Annotated in this window: 15 protein-coding genes; 12 read left to right on the top strand and 3 right to left on the bottom strand. The window is 57.9% G+C overall.

Annotated elements, in window-relative coordinates; translation table 11 throughout:
• Positions 1-115 precede the first annotated feature (115 nt).
• On the top strand, positions 116-1,090 hold the full coding sequence (gene cysB, locus QMZ29_RS08055; protein ID WP_004930690.1) for an HTH-type transcriptional regulator CysB: 975 nt from the start codon (positions 116-118) through the stop codon (positions 1,088-1,090).
• 90 nt (positions 1,091-1,180) lie between these two features.
• Here the strand turns inward: cysB and QMZ29_RS08050 are convergent, their stop codons facing one another.
• Positions 1,181-2,896: a putative phage tail protein gene (locus QMZ29_RS08050; protein ID WP_025303038.1), complete on the bottom strand. Its 1,716-nt coding sequence runs from the start codon at positions 2,894-2,896 to the stop codon at positions 1,181-1,183.
• Between the two features lie 295 nt (positions 2,897-3,191).
• Here QMZ29_RS08050 and acnA point away from each other — a divergent pair, with 295 nt between their 5' ends.
• Entirely contained in the window at positions 3,192-5,864 is a 2,673-nt protein-coding gene (acnA, locus tag QMZ29_RS08045) for an aconitate hydratase AcnA (protein WP_261424789.1), read from the top strand.
• Positions 5,865-5,920: 56 nt separating this feature from the next.
• Here the strand turns inward: acnA and ribA are convergent, their stop codons facing one another.
• Positions 5,921-6,514 carry a GTP cyclohydrolase II gene (gene ribA / locus QMZ29_RS08040; RefSeq protein ID WP_025303036.1) on the bottom strand — a complete coding sequence of 198 codons (594 nt, stop codon included), beginning with the start codon at positions 6,512-6,514 and terminating at the stop codon, positions 5,921-5,923.
• Positions 6,515-6,793: 279 nt separating this feature from the next.
• On the opposite strand from ribA, the gene pgpB reads away from it, so the two are divergent.
• On the top strand, positions 6,794-7,555 hold the full coding sequence (gene pgpB, locus QMZ29_RS08035) for a phosphatidylglycerophosphatase B (RefSeq protein ID WP_173890031.1): 762 nt from the start codon (positions 6,794-6,796) through the stop codon (positions 7,553-7,555).
• Between the two features lie 22 nt (positions 7,556-7,577).
• Here the strand turns inward: pgpB and QMZ29_RS08030 are convergent, their stop codons facing one another.
• Positions 7,578-8,372 carry a DeoR/GlpR family DNA-binding transcription regulator gene (locus QMZ29_RS08030; protein WP_164063296.1) on the bottom strand — a complete coding sequence of 265 codons (795 nt, stop codon included), beginning with the start codon at positions 8,370-8,372 and terminating at the stop codon, positions 7,578-7,580.
• Between the two features lie 388 nt (positions 8,373-8,760).
• On the opposite strand from QMZ29_RS08030, the gene QMZ29_RS08025 reads away from it, so the two are divergent.
• The 9 genes from QMZ29_RS08025 (at position 8,761) to QMZ29_RS07985 (ending at position 17,854) form a co-directional block, all read left to right on the top strand.
• A complete protein-coding gene (locus tag QMZ29_RS08025; protein WP_043142526.1) occupies positions 8,761-9,564 on the top strand; it encodes a transketolase in 804 nt (267 codons plus the stop codon).
• A gap of 2 nt (positions 9,565-9,566) precedes the next feature.
• A complete protein-coding gene (locus QMZ29_RS08020; protein WP_147823869.1) occupies positions 9,567-10,472 on the top strand; it encodes a transketolase family protein in 906 nt (301 codons plus the stop codon).
• 9 nt (positions 10,473-10,481) lie between these two features.
• Positions 10,482-11,282: a GolD/DthD family dehydrogenase gene (locus QMZ29_RS08015; protein WP_025303031.1), complete on the top strand. Its 801-nt coding sequence runs from the start codon at positions 10,482-10,484 to the stop codon at positions 11,280-11,282.
• Positions 11,283-11,345: 63 nt separating this feature from the next.
• Positions 11,346-12,278, top strand: a complete 933-nt coding sequence (locus QMZ29_RS08010; RefSeq protein ID WP_025303030.1) for a D-ribose ABC transporter substrate-binding protein — start codon at positions 11,346-11,348, stop codon at positions 12,276-12,278.
• A 64-nt stretch (positions 12,279-12,342) separates the two neighbouring features.
• On the top strand, positions 12,343-12,960 hold the full coding sequence (locus tag QMZ29_RS08005) for a DUF2291 family protein (RefSeq protein WP_261424784.1): 618 nt from the start codon (positions 12,343-12,345) through the stop codon (positions 12,958-12,960).
• 9 nt (positions 12,961-12,969) lie between these two features.
• The gene (locus tag QMZ29_RS08000) at positions 12,970-14,469 is read left to right on the top strand and encodes a sugar ABC transporter ATP-binding protein (RefSeq protein ID WP_060433170.1); all 1,500 of its coding nucleotides are present in this window, start codon (positions 12,970-12,972) and stop codon (positions 14,467-14,469) included.
• A gap of 10 nt (positions 14,470-14,479) precedes the next feature.
• Positions 14,480-15,544: an ABC transporter permease gene (locus QMZ29_RS07995; protein WP_060447744.1), complete on the top strand. Its 1,065-nt coding sequence runs from the start codon at positions 14,480-14,482 to the stop codon at positions 15,542-15,544.
• Positions 15,537-17,060, top strand: coding sequence for an FGGY family carbohydrate kinase (locus tag QMZ29_RS07990; RefSeq protein ID WP_261424781.1), 1,524 nt, complete (start codon positions 15,537-15,539; stop codon positions 17,058-17,060). Before QMZ29_RS07995 ends, QMZ29_RS07990 begins: the two co-directional genes overlap by 8 nt.
• On the top strand, positions 17,057-17,854 hold the full coding sequence (locus QMZ29_RS07985; RefSeq protein WP_060433167.1) for an SDR family oxidoreductase: 798 nt from the start codon (positions 17,057-17,059) through the stop codon (positions 17,852-17,854). Before QMZ29_RS07990 ends, QMZ29_RS07985 begins: the two co-directional genes overlap by 4 nt.
• The last annotated feature ends 246 nt before the right edge of the window (positions 17,855-18,100 follow it).

The raw sequence follows: 18,100 nt of genomic DNA, 5'->3' as shown, positions 1-18,100 counted from the left end.
TCACCATCAGGGTAGAACACGGTGTTTATGGCTTGTGAGTTTCAGCATACCGGGGCGACACCGATATACCTGGCTGCGGGTAAGCCGCAGTGTTTAACCTAGGATGGTATAAGATATGAAATTGCAGCAGCTTCGTTACATTGTGGAAGTGGTTAACCACAACCTGAATGTCTCCTCGACGGCAGAAGGGCTCTATACCTCGCAACCCGGCATCAGTAAACAGGTGCGCATGCTCGAAGATGAGCTGGGCATCCAGATTTTCGCCCGTAGCGGCAAGCACCTGACCCAGGTCACCCCCGCCGGCCAGGAAATCATTCGCATCGCGCGTGAAGTATTATCCAAAGTGGACGCCATCAAAGCCGTTGCCGGTGAACACACTTACCCGGACAAAGGCTCGCTGTACGTCGCCACCACGCATACGCAGGCTCGCTATGCCTTGCCCAACGTGATCAAGGGCTTTATCGAGCGTTACCCGCGCGTCTCGCTGCACATGCACCAGGGGTCGCCGACGCAGATCGCCGAAGCGGTCTCCAAGGGCACCGCCGATTTCGCCATCGCCACCGAAGCGCTGCACCTGTACGACGATCTCATCATGCTGCCGTGCTACCACTGGAACCGTGCGGTGGTGGTGAAGCCCGATCATCCTTTGGCGGGCAAAAGCAGCATCAGCATTGAAGAACTGGCGGCTTACCCGATCGTCACTTACACCTTCGGCTTTACCGGCCGCTCGGAGCTGGACACCGCCTTCAACCGCGCCGGCCTGACGCCGCGCATCGTCTTTACCGCCACCGACGCCGACGTGATCAAAACCTATGTGCGTCTGGGACTGGGGGTGGGGGTGATCGCCAGCATGGCGGTGGATCCAGTGCAGGATCCGGATCTGGTGACGGTGGATGCGCGCGATATCTTCACCTACAGCACCACCAAGATCGGCTTCCGCCGCAGCACCTTCCTGCGCAGCTACATGTACGACTTTATTCAGCGCTTCGCGCCGCACCTGACGCGCGACGTGGTCGACAGCGCGGTGGCGTTGCGTTCCAACGAAGAGATTGAAGCGATGTTCAAGGACATCAAGCTGCCGATTAAGTAACTTGCACTTGGACTGCTAAGCATTGCATTAATGATGAATGGGAAGGCTAATGCCTTCCCGTTTCCGTTGCTGTGTGTTAACTGCGCAATTTCATATTTCATTCCCCAATGCGGCTAACGCTGCTACTTTCAAAGTGGCTCCCACTGCACCGCTAGAAGTGCAAATCCAACCTGGGGATTGAGCCGCTGTTGCCGATCGTTTGAGAATTAATGTGCCTCTCTGAACACTGCCTGATATTTCGCTATAGCTGCTATCAACGTAGATAATGGGTGGAGAAGTCTTGCCGATACTTACGTTATTGCCCGTTGAGGCAATGTACTCTGTGCCGAGCACTACGTTATGCACTGCGCTGCAGTTGGTGCCGGGTAAGGATAAATCCCCGAAAATATGGCAGCCGGCAACGCTGATCCGCTGGGCCGTTGCTGTGGCTATCAGATTACCTGCAACTTGACTATTACTAATTTTTAACCCACCGGCTGAACCAAGTGGTATACCAGCCCTCCCTGTAACGGTTATATCACCATTGATCCGACAATTTGTGACCAGAGTGGAACCAGAGATAACGGCCGTATTTAAGTACTGTAGTACGCAGTTACTGATTTGATAATCGCCCTGAATATTGCTTGAAATATGTAGACCCTTGCAGATGGTGTTATCAAGCTTGAGGCGAGCACTGCCAATGGTGGAGGTATCGTATGGATAAATATCACCTGAAAGTCTATTGCAGCCGTTAATAATCATCTGTGCATAGGGGCCGTAGGCGATCGCTCGGGTGAAATTGCTAATCCCGCAGTCGGTAAGCCAAACTTCGCCTCCAACTTTCATAAAAGTACCTAACGGCCATTGCCCTTCGGCAAGCCCACCGCCAGGACGTTCCGAGTGCATGCGTGTAAAGTGGATCTGAATCCCTCCTCGTACTTCGACAAATGGAGTTACATTATTGAGTTCGATCGAACCATCAAAAAAACGATTGAAGTTACTCTGATCACCAGGACGAGTGCTCATGATTAGTAGAGGAGGGTAGGCGGTGGCATCAGGGTTGGCTACATCATCCAGGTTGGTATAACTGTACCCGTCCTTCATGCGACCGGAAGCAAATACGGAGACCCGGTTGAAGTTATTGTCGAACGCGTTGTCTAGGTACAGTGCTGCACCGCGGAAGTTTTGAATGGCGACGTCCTCCCACAAAGTGCCTGTGGTGCGGCAATAAACGCCGTGACAGTAGGCCCGGCTGGCTTCATCCTGAGTAGGATCAACGATGCGGGTGCCGATGCCTTGCACCATCAGGCCACGCAGCGTGAGCTGCTGAAATCCGAAAGGCTCTCCCCAACAGTGAATCGCGCCGTATTCACCATAGCCGGCACTGCGAGGAATATTGAAATCGAGTACGCTGCCGGAAGCGCCGTGCCCACCTTGCCCCTCCAAGAACCAGTTTTTGCGATAATCCAGAATGATCGGTTTCTTGAATTGCACTGTTCCACGAGGAAAGACGATTTTAGCAACGTTTCGTCCGGTGGTTGCGGCGAACCCGAGCAGCGCATCCATTGCATTGTCCCAACTGTTGACAGCGGTTTTAAACCAGGCGAGTTGGAGCGTGTCGCCATCCCTGACCAACCGCCAGCGTTTGCCGCTTGCAGTAACGACCACCAATGTTCCATCATCTGGCGCTTTGTCGCCGGCCTTATGGACATAATGCAGTATTCGATCGGTGATGCTGCGTAATAACACGACTTGCCCATCCATGTCGGGTTCTGTCGTTCTTAATTCCTCAACAGTGGAAAGTGTATTGATTTTAGTTTCTGCCACGTTTTTCTCCTGGATAGTCTTGGTTGCGAGTAAAGCGGCCGTGCAATCTGCTGGGCTCACAGGACCAGCTTAATGGCGAGATAAGTGGCAAGCATGTTGTTGAAGGCCTGTCAGAGACCATAGGGCACATTCTATTAAGTAATTGAGTCACCGCCACATGTTGCCCGCTGATTGTTCCCACCTATCGTTGTGATCAAATCGTGTTGTTATCAAAACGTTAACTTATCTTTGTGGTATCTTTAAACAAGACCTCACTGATTACCCTGTTTTAGTCACAATAAGAAATGGAGGAGCTATGTCGTCCGATCTTCGTGAAACAAGTATGGATAAGCTGGTTGCGCTGAATAGCGAATATTACTATTACAGTCTGCCGCTGGCGGCAAAGCAGCTGGGTGCTATTGACCGGTTGCCGAAATCAATGAAAGTGCTGTTGGAAAACCTGCTGCGCCATGTGGATGGTGACACCGTGCAGGTTGACGACCTCAAGGCCATTGTCGCCTGGCTGCAAACCGGCCATGCTGACCGTGAGATCGCCTATCGTCCGGCGCGCGTGCTGATGCAGGATTTTACCGGCGTTCCGGCGGTGGTGGATCTGGCCGCGATGCGCGAAGCGGTGCGGCGACTGGGCGGCAACGTCGACCAGGTGAATCCGCTGTCGCCGGTGGACCTGGTGATTGACCACTCGGTCACCGTCGATGAATTTGGCGACGATAACGCCTTCGAAGACAACGTGCGTATCGAAATGCAGCGCAACCACGAGCGCTACACCTTCCTGCGCTGGGGGCAGAAAGCCTTCAACCGCTTCCGCGTGGTGCCACCGGGCACCGGCATCTGCCACCAGGTCAACCTCGAATACCTCGGCCAAACGGTCTGGCACAGCGACGAAAGCGGCCGCCGCGTGGCTTATCCGGATACGCTGGTGGGCACCGATTCCCACACCACCATGATCAACGGCCTGGGTATCCTCGGCTGGGGCGTCGGCGGCATCGAAGCGGAAGCGGCGATGCTGGGCCAGCCGGTGTCGATGCTGATCCCGGACGTGGTCGGCTTCAAGCTGACCGGCAAGCTCCGCGAGGGCATTACCGCCACTGACCTGGTGCTGACGGTGACTCAAATGCTGCGCAAGCACGGCGTGGTCGGCAAGTTCGTCGAGTTTTACGGCGATGGGCTGGACGATCTGCCGCTGGCGGACCGGGCAACCATCGCCAACATGTCGCCGGAGTTCGGCGCCACCTGCGGTTTCTTCCCGGTGGATGACGTTACGCTCGGCTATATGAAGCTCAGCGGCCGCAGCGCCGAACAAATCGCGCTGGTGGAAGCCTACGTCAAAGCGCAGGGCATGTGGCGCAATCCGGGGGATGAGCCGGTCTTCACCAGCTCGCTGGCGCTGGATATGTCGACGGTGGAAGCCAGCCTCGCCGGGCCGAAACGCCCGCAGGATCGCGTCGCGCTGCCGAATGTGCCGCAGGCGTTCACGGCCGCGACCGAGCTGGATATCGGCGGCCACAAGGCCAAGACAGACAGCAAAACCTTTACGCTGGACGGGCAGCAGCACGAACTGCGCGACGGCGCGGTAGTGATCGCGGCGATCACCTCTTGCACCAACACCTCCAACCCGAGCGTCATGATGGCGGCCGGCCTGCTGGCGAAAAACGCCGTCAAGAAAGGGCTACGCAGCAAACCCTGGGTAAAAACCTCGCTGGCGCCGGGTTCCAAAGTGGTGACCGACTACTTTGACAGTGCCAAACTCACCGCCTATCTGGAAGAACTGGGGTTCAACCTGGTGGGATATGGCTGTACCACCTGTATCGGCAACTCCGGGCCGCTGCCGGATCCCATCGAGCAGGCGATCAAAGAGGGCGATCTGACCGTGGGCGCGGTGCTGTCGGGCAACCGTAACTTCGAAGGGCGCATCCACCCGCTGGTGAAAACCAACTGGCTGGCCTCGCCGCCGCTGGTAGTGGCTTATGCGCTGGCGGGTAGCATGAAGATCGATCTGACCAAAGAGCCGCTGGGCGAGGGTAATGACGGTCAGCCGGTCTATTTGAAGGACATCTGGCCGAGCAGCCAGGACATCGCTCAGGCGGTGGAAGAAGTGCGCACCGAGATGTTCCACAAGGAATACGGCGAAGTGTTCGACGGCGACGCCAACTGGCAGGCGATCCAGGTGACCGGTTCGGCGACCTATCAATGGCAGGAGGATTCTACCTATATCCGCCATCCGCCGTTCTTCAGCACCATGAAGGTGAAGCCGGATCCGGTGCAAGACATCACGGACGCGCGCATTCTGGCGATTCTGGCCGACTCGGTGACCACCGACCACATCTCGCCGGCGGGTAACATCAAGCGCGACAGCCCGGCGGGGCGCTACTTGAGCGAGCACGGCGTGGCGCCGCAGGATTTTAACTCCTACGGTTCACGCCGCGGCAACCACGAAGTGATGATGCGCGGCACCTTCGCCAACATCCGCATTCGCAACGAAATGGTGCCGGGCGTGGAAGGCGGCTATACCCGCCATATTCCGTCGCAGCAGCAGCTGTCTATCTACGACGCCGCCATGCAGTATCAGCAGGAGAAGGTGCCGCTGGCGGTGATCGCCGGGAAAGAGTACGGTTCCGGCTCCAGCCGCGACTGGGCGGCGAAGGGCCCACGCCTGCTGGGCGTGCGGGTGGTGATTGCCGAGTCCTTCGAGCGTATCCACCGCTCCAACCTGATCGGCATGGGGATTTTGCCGCTGGAGTTTCCACAGGGGGTGACGCGCAAAACCCTGGGGCTGACCGGGGATGAGCAGATCAGCGTCGGCGGCCTGCAGCAGCTGCAGCCGGGCCAGACGGTGCCGGTGCATATCACCTATGCCGACGGGCGCAAGGAAGTGATCGACACCCGTTGCCGCATCGATACCGGCAATGAGCTGACCTACTACGAAAACGACGGCATTCTGCACTATGTGATCAGGAAAATGCTGTAATTAAGCAATAAAAAGGGCGCCGCGAGGCGCCCTGATTGTTTCCACCGCGGTAGCGATCACTTCTGGTCGAGCAAATGGCCCATTTTGGCGGCCTTGGTGGCCAGATAGCGTTCGTTCTTCGGATTGCGGCCGACGATCAGCGGCACGCGCTCGCTGATGTTGATACCGGCCTCGGTCAGGATCTCGACCTTTTTCGGGTTGTTGGTCAGCAAACGCACCGCGTCGACGCCCAGCAGTTTGAACATATCGGCGCACAGGGTGAAGTCGCGCTCGTCGGCGGCGAAGCCGAGCTGATGGTTAGCTTCCACGGTGTCTGCGCCCTTATCCTGCAGGGCATAGGCGCGGATCTTGTTCAACAGGCCGATATTGCGGCCCTCCTGGCGATGATAAAGCAGGATGCCGCGGCCTTCTTCGGCGATCTGTTCCAGTGCGGCTTCGAGTTGAAAACCGCAGTCGCAGCGCAGGCTGAATAAGGCGTCACCGGTCAGACATTCGGAATGCACGCGTGCGAGTACCGGCACTTCGCCGGAAATATCACCGAATACCAGTGCCAGATGGTCATGCCCGGTCGCCAGTTCTTCGAATCCTACCATCAGGAAATCGCCCCAAGGTGTCGGCAGTTTAGCCTCTGCCACCCGTTTAAGCTGCATGTCATTCTCCACAAAAACCTACGATTCAATCATTGTCGCGCATCCTAAGTCCGGTTCAGTGAATTGACCAAGACTAAAACGTGCTACGCCGATCTCTATTTCGTTAATTATCGGCTATTTTGCCACAACTTCTTGCCGGGCGGTGCTCAGCAAACCAGCAGATGACGTTTTCTGACCACCTATTATTGCGATAGGTTGCCTATCTGTTTAATTTTTCGCGTGTTATCAATATTGCACTCTTGTTACACTGCAGACTGATTCACGCAGAGGAAAACGGGAATGTATGAGATAGCGAAGCGTACGGCGGGCGGCGCGCTGCTGCTGCTGTTGATGCCACTGGTAGTATGGGCATCCGGCTGGCACTGGCAGCCCGGCGGCAATGATCGGCTGCTCAAAGCGCTGTACTGGGTGACCGAAACCGTGACCTCGCCGTGGGGTATTCTGACCAGCGCTATCCTTTGCGGCTGGTTTTTGTGGTGCCTGCGCTTTCGGTTGAAGGCGGCCATCGGTCTGGCAATCCTGCTTTCCGCCGCGTTGGTGATTGGGCAGGGGGTCAAATCGTTGATCAAGGATCGGGTGCAAGAACCGCGACCGTTTGTGGTATGGCTCGAGCAAACCCACGGTGTGGACGGGAAATATTTCTATTCGCTGCACCGCAAAGAGCGCAGCGCGCTGGTGCGCGAGCAGTTGCAAGACCAGACGCTGGTGCCGAACTGGCTGCGCAAGCACTGGCAGTTTGAAACCGGCTTCGCTTTCCCGTCGGGGCATACGATGTTCGCCGCCACCTGGGCACTGTTGGGCGTAGGGCTGCTGTGGCCGCGCCGCCATTATAAAACTGTCGCGCTGCTGATGGTGTGGGCAACGGGTGTGATGGGCAGCCGTCTGCTGCTGGGTATGCACTGGCCGCGCGATCTGGCAATGGCCACGTTGATCAGTTGGTTGCTGGTGGTGATCACCTGCTGGCTGGCGCAGCGTTGGTTCGGGCCGCTGACGCCGCCGCCGCAAGAGCAGCAGGAAATCGCGGCGCGCAAGCCGGAATAATCACTTCTTTCACAGGCGCCGTTCAGGCGCCTGCCACCAAGACCTTAACGCCTACCTTTTCAAATGCCTGCAGTGCGGAATCGCTAATTCCGTTGTCGGTAATCAAATAGTCGATATGCTGCCAGTCACAAGGCAGCGCAAACATTGAAACCTTATCGATCTTGCTTGAGTCGGCCACCACATACACCGTGTTGGCTGCATTGATCATCGCCATTTTCAGTTTGATGTCGGTTTCGCTTGGGAAACTGAGCCCGTGGCGGGGCGAGATGCAGGCCGTCGCGAGGAACAGTTTTTGCGCCAGCACGTTTTCGAAGAAGCTGGCGGCTTTGTCCCCGGAGGTGGAGAGCGTAGGGAATTTGAATGAGCCCCCGGTCAGCAAAATATTCACGCCCGGTTCGCCGCCCAGCTGCAGTGCAATATTGACGCCGGTGGTGATAACGGACAGTTTCTTTATGTGATTCAGGTGATTGGCGATAGCCGTGGTGGTGGTGCCTGAATCAAGAATGATGGTGTCGCCGGGCTCGATAAAACCGGCGGCGAGCTTGCCGATGCGATCTTTGGCGGTCAGGTTAACCTGGCGTTCCAGCAGCATGGCATGAGTATTTTGCTTGCCATCAACCAGGGTTGCACCACCGTGGAAGCGCTGCACATAGCCTTGCTGCTGCAGGACGCGCAGATCGGTACGAATGGTCGCCTCGGTCAGCTTGAAGGTATCGGTAAGCATTTTGACCGTCGCCGAGCCGTCTTCGCGGATCATGTCGAGGATCTTTTCGCGCCGTTGCTGCATTTCCGCCAGCTGTTCGCTTTTGCTTTTCAATCGAAAGACTCCTGCACCTGTCAGTTCCCGCCGCGCGGTTTGCCACGGCCACTCCTTATTGATGCGCTGAATTTTAGCTCGCGATTATTGATAAAGCCACGGATAAACCCGGCTAAGCAGTATTGATTTTTATTCGAAAATCATTGGCATCCGATTAAATCAACGGTAAAAACTAAACCAAAGCAGCCGGGTGATTTTTATCGTGTTGTTATTTATTGGTTTTTATCGGCATGGGTGTTGTCTGATAAGCGCTTTTGCTTGAAATTTGATCTTGCCCACATTAATTATCGTTTTTGCTGCATATGATTTCCATTCGAAAATCAATGGCGAGTTAACGGATCAATTTCGATGCGATAACGATAATCAGGGCGCTTATGCAGAGGTGACGATGGACTTTCAGGCGATTAAAAACACGGCACGCCAGGCGCGCCGATATGTGGTGACCATGAACCATAAGGCAGGCAAGGGCCATACCGGCGCCGATCTGTCGGAGATCGACATCATCTGCACCTTGTATATGGCGGTGATGGATCGCAGCAATGCCCGGCCCGATCAGGATCGGTTCATTTTGTCTAAAGGGCATGGCGCCGGCGGTTTCTACTGCAGTTGCGCGGCGATGGGCTTGCTGGATCCTGCGGTGCTCGATCAGTTCATGGGCGACGACACCTTGTTGGCCGGGCATCCGGTGCGGCAGAAGCTGCCGGAGCTGGTGGAGATCAACTCTGGCGGTTTGGGGCATGGGCTGCCGATCGGCGTGGGGCTGGCGCTGGGCAACAAGCTGGCGGGGCGTGCGCATCGCCGCGCTTTCGTGTTGCTGGGCGACGGCGAACTGGCAGAGGGTTCCAATTGGGAGGCGGCGATGGCGGCCAGCAAATTTAAGCTGGATAACCTGATTGCCATCGTCGATCGCAACCGGCTGCAGCTGGCGGGAAAGACAGAGGCCATCATGCCGCTGGAACCGTTGGCGGAAAAATGGCGCGCTTTCGGCTTTGAAACTCTGGAATGTGACGGCCACGATCCGGCGGCGCTGGTGGCGGCGATCCAACGCCCGAGCCAGGACAAGCCGCGAGTGATTTTGGCCAATACCGAAAAGGGGCACGGCGTGTCGTTTATGGCTAACGTTGCCGCCTGGCATCACGCGGTACCGGACGAACAACAGCTGGCGCAGGCGCTGGCGGAACTGGAGGGGTAAACATGCAGGATTTACGCGATGCGGTGGTAACGGCGTTGATCGAACAGCAACGGGCGGGTGCGGATCTGAGCGTGATGGTGGCGGATTCCACGTCCACGTCGAAAATCGCGCCCTTTGAGCAGGCTTATCCGGAGCGGGTGGTGAACGTCGGTATCGCCGAGCAGAACATGGTAGGCATGGCCGCCGGCATGGCGCTCAGCGGCCGCACGGTCTTTACCGCCAACGCGGCACCTTTCCTTTTCGCTCGTTCTAACGAACAGATGAAAAACGATGTTTGCTACACGGAGACCAACGTGAAAATGCTCGGCCTGAATGCCGGATTCGGCTATGGGCCGCTGGGGGCGACGCACCACTGCATGAACGATATCGCCATTGCCCGCACGCTGGGCAATCTCTGCGTCTATGCGCCTGCGGATGCGCGGCAAGCGGCAGAGATTGTCCGTTATGTTATCGCACAACCCGGCCCAGCCTATATCCGTATGGACAGCGACAAGTTGCCGGTATTGAACGCGGACTATCATTTCCGTCCCGGAGAGCCGGAGGTGTTGCACCAGGGGACCGATAGCCTGGTGTTTTGTCTCGGGACGGTAGCGCATGAGGCGATGAAGGTACTGGAATTGGGCGACAACCCGACCATCGTCTCTCTCCCTTCGCTCTGGCCACTCAATGAGGCGGCGGTAGTGGCGCTAATGCGCTCGCACCGCCGGGTGCTGACCATGGAGGAACATGCGCTCAGCGGTGGTTTAGGCACCATCATCGGTGAATTGTTGCTGCGGCATCAGCTGCCGCGGCCGTTTACCGCGCTGGGCATGCCGGCTTACGAATTTACCCACAGCAGCAGCCGGGCGGCGCTGCGGCGGCAATACGCCATCGATGCGGCAGGATTGCATGCACAGTTAACTCAATAGGGGGATGCGATGGAGCGGAACGAATATGACGTTAATTTACGCTACGGTGTCGATAGCCGGATGTCGCTGGCAGGGAAGGTTGCGGTAATCACCGGCGGTTTGGGCGGCATCGCGATGGCAGCCAATCGCCTGCTGTTGGAAAAGGGCGCGCGCCTGGTGTTGATGTATCCGGCCTTTGAACAAGACAAGGCCGCGGCAGCGCTGCGAGAGTTGGGCGATGAACAGGTGTTCTGTCAGGTGTGCGACGTGACCGAACCCGACTCGGTGGCTGCCGCCTTCAACGCGGCTGAGCGGCGCTTTGGCCGGCTCGATATCCTGGTCAACTGCGCCGGCTACGTTAATTTGCAGCCGGCGACGGAGGTCACGCTTGAGGAGTGGCAGCGCCATTTGGCGGTCAACCTCACCGGACCTTTTCTATGTTCGCAAGAACTGGCGCGCCGCGCGATAACCGCCGGTCACGGCGGAAAAATCATCAATATCGCGTCGCAGGCGGCCTCCATCGCCATTGACGATCACTGTGCTTACACCTCCGCCAAGGCGGGGCTGCTGGGCATGACCAAGGTGATGGCCAAAGAGTGGGCGCCGCACGGCATCACCGTCAATACGTTATCGCCCACCGTGGTGCTGACGCCTATGGGAGAGAAAGCCTGGCGAGGCGAAAAGGGCGAGGCGATGAAAAAGCTGATCCCACTGGGGCGTTTTGCTTATACCGATGAAATCGCGGCGGCGATCCTGTTTTTTGCCAGCAACGGCAGCGACATGATTACCGGCGCGGACCTGATGATCGACGGCGGTTTTACCATTTGGTAAGCGGCAACCGCAGCGATCGCCAACACCAGACGATGTTCAACACAACGATAAGAGAACACCATCATGAGAAAAATAGCCACTTACCTCACCCTGCTCACCGGTTTTGCCTTCACCTCTGCCATGGCGGCGGAAAAGGGCACGATCGCCATCCTCGTCAACTCATTGGACAACCCTTATTACTCCGCGGAAGCCAAGGGGGCCGAGGCCAAAGCCAAGTCTCTCGGCTATCAGACGCTGGTGCTGTCGCACGGCGAAGACGTTAAGCGCCAGGGAGAGCTCATCAGCCTGGTTATCGGCCGTAAGGTTCAGGGCATCATTTTGGATAACGCCGATTCCCAGGCCAGCGTCGCCGCCGTACAGCAGGCGAAAAACGCCGGCATTCCGGTGGTGCTGATCAACCGCGAGATCCCGGTCGATGGCGTGGCGTTGGCGCAGATCACCCATAACAACTTCCAGGCCGGCTCGGACGTCGCCAACCAGTTTGTGGAAAAAATGGGGGAAACCGGCAAATACGCCGAGCTGACCTGCAACCTGGCGGACAATAACTGCGTTACGCGTTCGCAGTCGTTCCACAACGTGATCGACCAATATCCTGAGATGGTCAGCGTGGCGCGTCAGGATGCCAAGGGTAATCTGCTGGAGGGGAAACGCATCATGGACAGCATTTTGCAGGCGCATCCGGACATCAAAGGTGTGATCTGCGGCAACGGACCGGTGGCGCTGGGCGCAGTGGCGGCGCTGAAAGCCGCTGGCCGGCAGGATGTCACCGTGGTGGGCATCGACGGCAGCAACGATGAACGTGACGCCATTCTCAACGGCAACCTTTACGCCAGCGTGATGTTGCAGGCGCAGGCTATCGCTGCGCAGGGCGTTGAAATCCTCGACGGCTATTTCCAATCCGGCAGCTATACCGGCAAGGAACGCGTGATGTTCCGCGGCATCCTGATCGGCAAAGACAATGCGCAACGGGTCAGTGACTTCAACTTCAAACCGTAACCCGCGCTGAGCGGCGTCTTTCACCACCCCGTCCTGGCGGCGGGGTGCGATCGGAGGTGTTGTTATGTCGATGCGCATTGCGTTGACCCTCATCGTCGTCCTGGCGTTGAGCGGTTGCCGTATCGTCTCGGAGAAAAAGCTGGCGGAGCTTCGCTCCCCGGTGAATCCACATGTGGCGCAGGCAGCGGAGATTTACCGCAGCAAAATCGCCCCGCAAACGGTCAAAACGGCGCAGCCGCTGGGCGAGCTGATCGCCCGGATCGCCCAGGCCAAGGATTTTGACAGCGCTTGCGGCCTGCTGGGGTACCGTGCTCAACCGGAGTTTCCTTGTTACTTCAACGTTAAGGTCAGCGGTGAAGTTGCGGCGGTCAACACCCGCTCGCGCAGCGGAAAATTAACGCTCGCACTGACCGATGCGCCGCTCAGCAGCGTGGAGGTGCAGATCGGGCCGGTCTACCGCGGTACGGCGTTACGCGACAGCTATCGCGGCCTGAGCTACAGCGATTTCAATGACCAAGCGCTGTTCGGCGATTTTGCCAGGGCGATTAACCAGGCTTCGATCGACGAACTGACCGGATCCCAGCCCAAGGTGGGTGACCACATTACCGTGTATGGCGTATTCAGCAGCTGGCAGGCACCTGCCGAGCCGCTGTTGATCACGCCGGTGCGCATTCAACCTTAAGGGGGCGTGATGAGCGATCCGATCATTATTCAAACGCGCAACGTTTCGCGTCTCTATCCGGGCGTCACCGCGTTGGATAGCGTGAGTTATCAAGTGTTTCGCAACCAGGTCAACGTGCTGATCGGCGAGAATGGCGCCGGCAAGTCGACCATGATGAAGCTGCTGGCGGGGGTGGAAACCCCGTCCTCCGGCACTATCGAGCTGGAGGGGAAAGCGGTGACGTTAACCTCCACGCAGCAGGCGGAGCGGCTCGGGATCAGCATTATTTTTCAGGAGCTGAACCTGTTCCCCAACATGTCGGTCATGGACAACATTTTTATGGCCAACGAGTTCTTCCAGCGCGGCCGTATCAATGTGGACTATCAGTATCAGCTGGCCAAATCCTTGCTGCAGCGGCTGGAGTTGGATATCGATCCGCATACGCCGTTGGGCAGCCTCGGTATCGGTCATCAGCAGCTGGTTGAAATTGCCCGTGCCCTGGCGAAGGACACCCGGGTGCTGATCATGGATGAGCCGACGTCGGCGCTGAGTCAGGCCGAAGTGCGCACGCTGTTTCGGGTGATCGCCGATCTGAAAAAACGCGGCGTCACCATCATCTACATTTCTCACCGACTGGAAGAGCTGATGGAGATTGGCGATCGCATCACGGTGTTTCGCGACGGGCGTTTTGTTGCCGCCGAACCGGTCAGTAACGTCAGCATTCCGTGGATCATCGAAAAGATGGTGGGGGAAAAGAGCAAGCACTTTGATTATTGCGCGGCAGAACAAGGGGATGAAGTGTTGAAGGTCGAACAGCTGACGCTGCCGCGTGAAAACGGCGGCTATTGCCTTAACGACGTCAGTTTTTCACTGCGCAAAGGGGAAGTGATCGGCATTTATGGCCTGTTGGGGGCCGGCCGTACCGAACTGTTCAAAGTGCTCAACGGCGTGATGCGTCAGACGGCAGGTCGCATTTTGCTTAATGGCAAAAGCGTGGAGCGGCTGGGATTCCGTCAACGCATGGCGTTGGGCATGGCGCTGGTGCCGGAAGACAGGCAGGCGGAGGGGTTGGTGCAGATGATGTCGATCAAGGCCAACATGACCCTGGCCAGCCTGGGACGTAATGCGCTACGGCCGTTGGCGTCGGCCGGGGAGTGTGCGTTGGTCGATGGCATGATCGAAAAACTGGCGATCAAGGTCAGTGACCGGGAGCTGCCAATTACTAGCCTGAGCGGCGGCAATCAGCAGAAAGTGGTGTTGGGCAAGGCGCTGCTGACCGGGCCGCAGGTGGTGTTTCTTGATGAGCCGACGCGCGGAATTGACGTCGGTGCCAAAACGGACGTTTACCACCTGATTGGTGCGATGGCGCGCCAGGGGCTGGCGGTGATGTTCTCTTCGTCGGAGCTGGATGAGGTGGTCTCACTGGCCGACCGGGTGATGGTGATGGCGGACGGGCAGCTGACAGCCGATCTGCCGCGCGAACGGGCCGATCGCGAAACGCTGATCCGCGCCTCAACCCCTCATGCATAAGGATAAGGCAATGCAAACCAAGTATCGGTTGTATATGTATTTGCTGCAGGCGCGCACCTTCATCGCCCTGTTGCTGGTGGTGCTGTTCTTCAGCAGCATGGTGCCGAATTTTCTGACCGTCTCTAATCTGCTGATCATGACGCAGCACGTGGCGATTACCGGGTTGCTGGCGGTTGGCATGACGCTGGTGATCCTCACCGGCGGCATCGACTTGTCGGTCGGCGCGGTGGCCGGTTTGTGTGGGATGATTGCCGGTGCGCTATTGACCGTCGGTATCCCGCTGTGGGAGGGCAATCGGCTGTTTCTCAACGTTTTTGAAGTGATCGGCGCGGTGGCGCTGTTGGGCGTGTTGTTGGGTTTGATCAACGGCACGCTGATCACGCGGCTCGGCGTTGCGCCATTCATCTGCACCCTGGGTGCGATGTACGTGGCGCGTGGGGCGGCGTTGCTGACGGCGGACGGCAAAACCTATCCCAATCTGGTGGGCATGGAAGCGCTGGGCAACACCGGTTTCGCTGCCCTGGGGTCCGGCACCTTTTTGGGGATTTACAACCCGATTTGGCTGATGTTGGCCATCGTGTTGTTGGGGATCTATCTCACTAAGAAAACGCCGCTGGGCCGTTATATCTATGCCATTGGCGGCAATGAGCCGGCGGCGCGGCTGTCGGGGGTGCCGATCGTCAAAGTGAAAATGTTCGTCTATGCGTTTTCCGGGCTGTGCGCGGCGCTGGTGGGGCTGGTCATCGCTTCACAATTGCAAACCGCGCACCCGATGACCGGCAATATGTTCGAGATGGACGCCATCGGCGCGACGGTGCTGGGCGGTACGGCGCTCAGCGGTGGTCGCGGCAGGGTATTCGGTTCGATCATCGGCGCCTTTGTGATCGTTTTTCTGGCGGACGGCTTGGTGATGATGGGCGTCAGCGAATTCTGGCAAATGGTGATTAAAGGGCTGGTGATCGTCACCGCCGTGGTGATTGACCAGTTCCAGCAGCGTTTGCAGAGCAAGGTCATTTTGATGCAGCGCCAGGAAAAAAAAGCGGTGCAGCCGCTGGCTGAGGTGAGCCATGGCTAAAGCGGATTGCATTGTCGCGTTGGACGAGGGCACCAGCAACGCCAAGGCCGTGGTGGTGGATGCGCAGGGTACGATCGTCGCCAGAGCCAGCAGGCCACTGACGTTGCAGACGCCGCAGCCCGGTTGGGTGGAGCAACGGGGTGAGACCTTGCTGGCGGCCTCTTTGGCGGTGTTGCGGGAGGCTATTGCGTTGGCCGGATCATCCCGCATTGCCGGTATCGCCATCAGCAACCAGCGTGAAACCGCCATCGGCTGGCGGCGTTCCAACGGCCAGCCTATTGGGCCAGCCTTAACTTGGCAGTGCGCGCGTTCCGCCGATTTCTGCGAACGGCTGCGGCGCGATCGGCAGGAGGAAGCAGTGCGTCGCGCCACCGGTTTGCCGCTTTCACCCTTGTTCTCGGCGTCGAAAATGCGTTGGTTGCTCGATCACTGCGAAGAGGGACAGCGGTTGGCGGAGAACGGCGAGCTGTGCCTGGGCACCATCGATGCCTGGCTGCTGTGGCAGTTGAGCGGAGGACAGGCATTCGGTTGCGATATCTCCAACGCCGCTCGCACTCAGCTGCTGAACCTTGTTTCCGGCGATTGGGACGAGCAGATGCTGGCGCTGTTCAATATTCCCCGTCAGGCGCTGCCGACGATCCATCCCTCCAGCCATCTGTTCGGTACGACGTTGGGATTGGACGGCATTGCCGACGGCATTCCAATTGCTGCGATGGTAGGGGATTCGCATGCGGCGCTTTATGGCCATGCGCTGGGTCAGGCTGGGCAGGTCAAAGCCACCTATGGCACCGGATCATCGGTGATGGCGCCAATCGCCGACGCGCAATGCGATACGAGCGCTCTGGCAACGACCATCGCTTGGCATGACGGTGGACGCATGCAGTACGCACTGGAGGGCAATATTCCCCACACCGGCGACGCTATCGCCTGGATGCTGGATATCGCCGCCATGCCGGCGGAGGACGAAGCGCCGTTGAGTGAACTGCCTGTTCGCGTGCCCGACAGCGGTGGCGTCTATTTTGTACCTGCGCTGACCGGTGCCGGCGCACCCTGGTGGGATGAGCAGGCGCGCGGCGTGGTTTGCGGGCTCAGCCGCGGCACGCGGCGAGAACATTTGGTGCGGGCCGCTTTTGAATCGGTGGCTTATCAAATCGCCGATGTGATCGGCGTACTGCGGCAACAACCGGGTTTTGCGCTGCAGGGGCTGATGGCCGATGGCGGCCCCAGCCGCAATGACTGGCTGATGCAGTTTCAGGCCGATCTGCTGGGTTGCCCGGTGTGGCGCAGCAACACGGCGGAACTGTCGGCCCTGGGGGCGGCGTTGATGGCAATGCGCAGCCTGTGGGGAGCTACCGATCGGCAACTGGCGGCACTGTTGCCTCAACATGATGAGTTTAAACCCGATATGCAGCGCCACCACCAGCTGCAGGAAAACTACAGCGCGTGGCGGCAGGCGGTACAGCGCACCTTGTGGCGGCCGCAGACGGCCTCATTGATAACAGGAGAACAATCATGAATCGTGACTTCACGGGGAAAACCGTGGTGATTACCGGCGCATGCCGCGGCATTGGCGCCGGTATCGCCGAGCATTTCGCCAGTTTGGGTGCCAATCTGGCGATCGCATCGAATGCGGAGCGCATTCTGACCGCGGCGGAAACGCTGCGCCAGCGTTATCGGGTGGCGGTGCTGCCGGTCATCCTCGACGTTACCGATGAAGCACAGGTAGTTGATTTTTATCGTCAGGTCTGGGAGCGATTTGGCGCGATCGACGTTTCTATTCAGAACGCCGGGGTGATCACTATCGATCGTTTTGACCAGATGCCCAAAAGCGATTTTGAGAAAGTGTTGGCGGTAAATACTACGGCGGTCTGGCTCTGCTGCCGGGAGGCGGCTAAATATATGGTCGGCCAGCGCAAGGGGCGCCTGATCAACACCTCTTCCGGCCAGGGGCGTAACGGGTTTATTTACACACCGCATTACGCCGCCAGCAAAATGGGGGTGATCGGCATTACGCAGAGTTTAGCGCTTGAGCTGGCGCCACATGGCATCACCGTCAATGCATTCTGCCCCGGCATCATTGAAAGCGAGATGTGGGAATATAACGACCGCGTTTGGGGAGAAATTCTCAGCGGCCCGGAAAAAACTTACGGCAAAGGGGAGTTGATGGCCGAGTGGGTGGCGGGTATTCCGCTCAAGCGTGCCGGGCAACCCGAAGATGTGGCGGGTCTCGTGGCCTTCCTTGCCTCAGATGATGCCGATTATATCACCGGCCAAACCATCAATGTGGATGGCGGGTTAATCATGTCTTAACGTGACGATGTCACAAAAAGCGCGGCGTCGGATCGGCGCCGCATCAATCGCTTACATTTTCCCGCCATTGCAATCCACACGGTTGCCCCCATATCCTTATAAATTCGACGTTTTGAGAAGCTTTCTCATCAATTTGTTCGCTAAAGCCGTTTACTGCCGAATATGCCAGCAGATATGTGGTTTTATCGTGCCGCAGGGTTTCCCTGCCGCAGCGGGAAATGCTAACTTAAGGGTTAGGGACGCCAC

The organism is Serratia sp. PF-27 (assembly GCF_030053255.1).
Classification (GTDB): Bacteria; Pseudomonadota; Gammaproteobacteria; order Enterobacterales; family Enterobacteriaceae; genus Serratia; species Serratia bockelmannii.
This window is presented reverse-complemented; position numbering and strand designations above follow the sequence as displayed.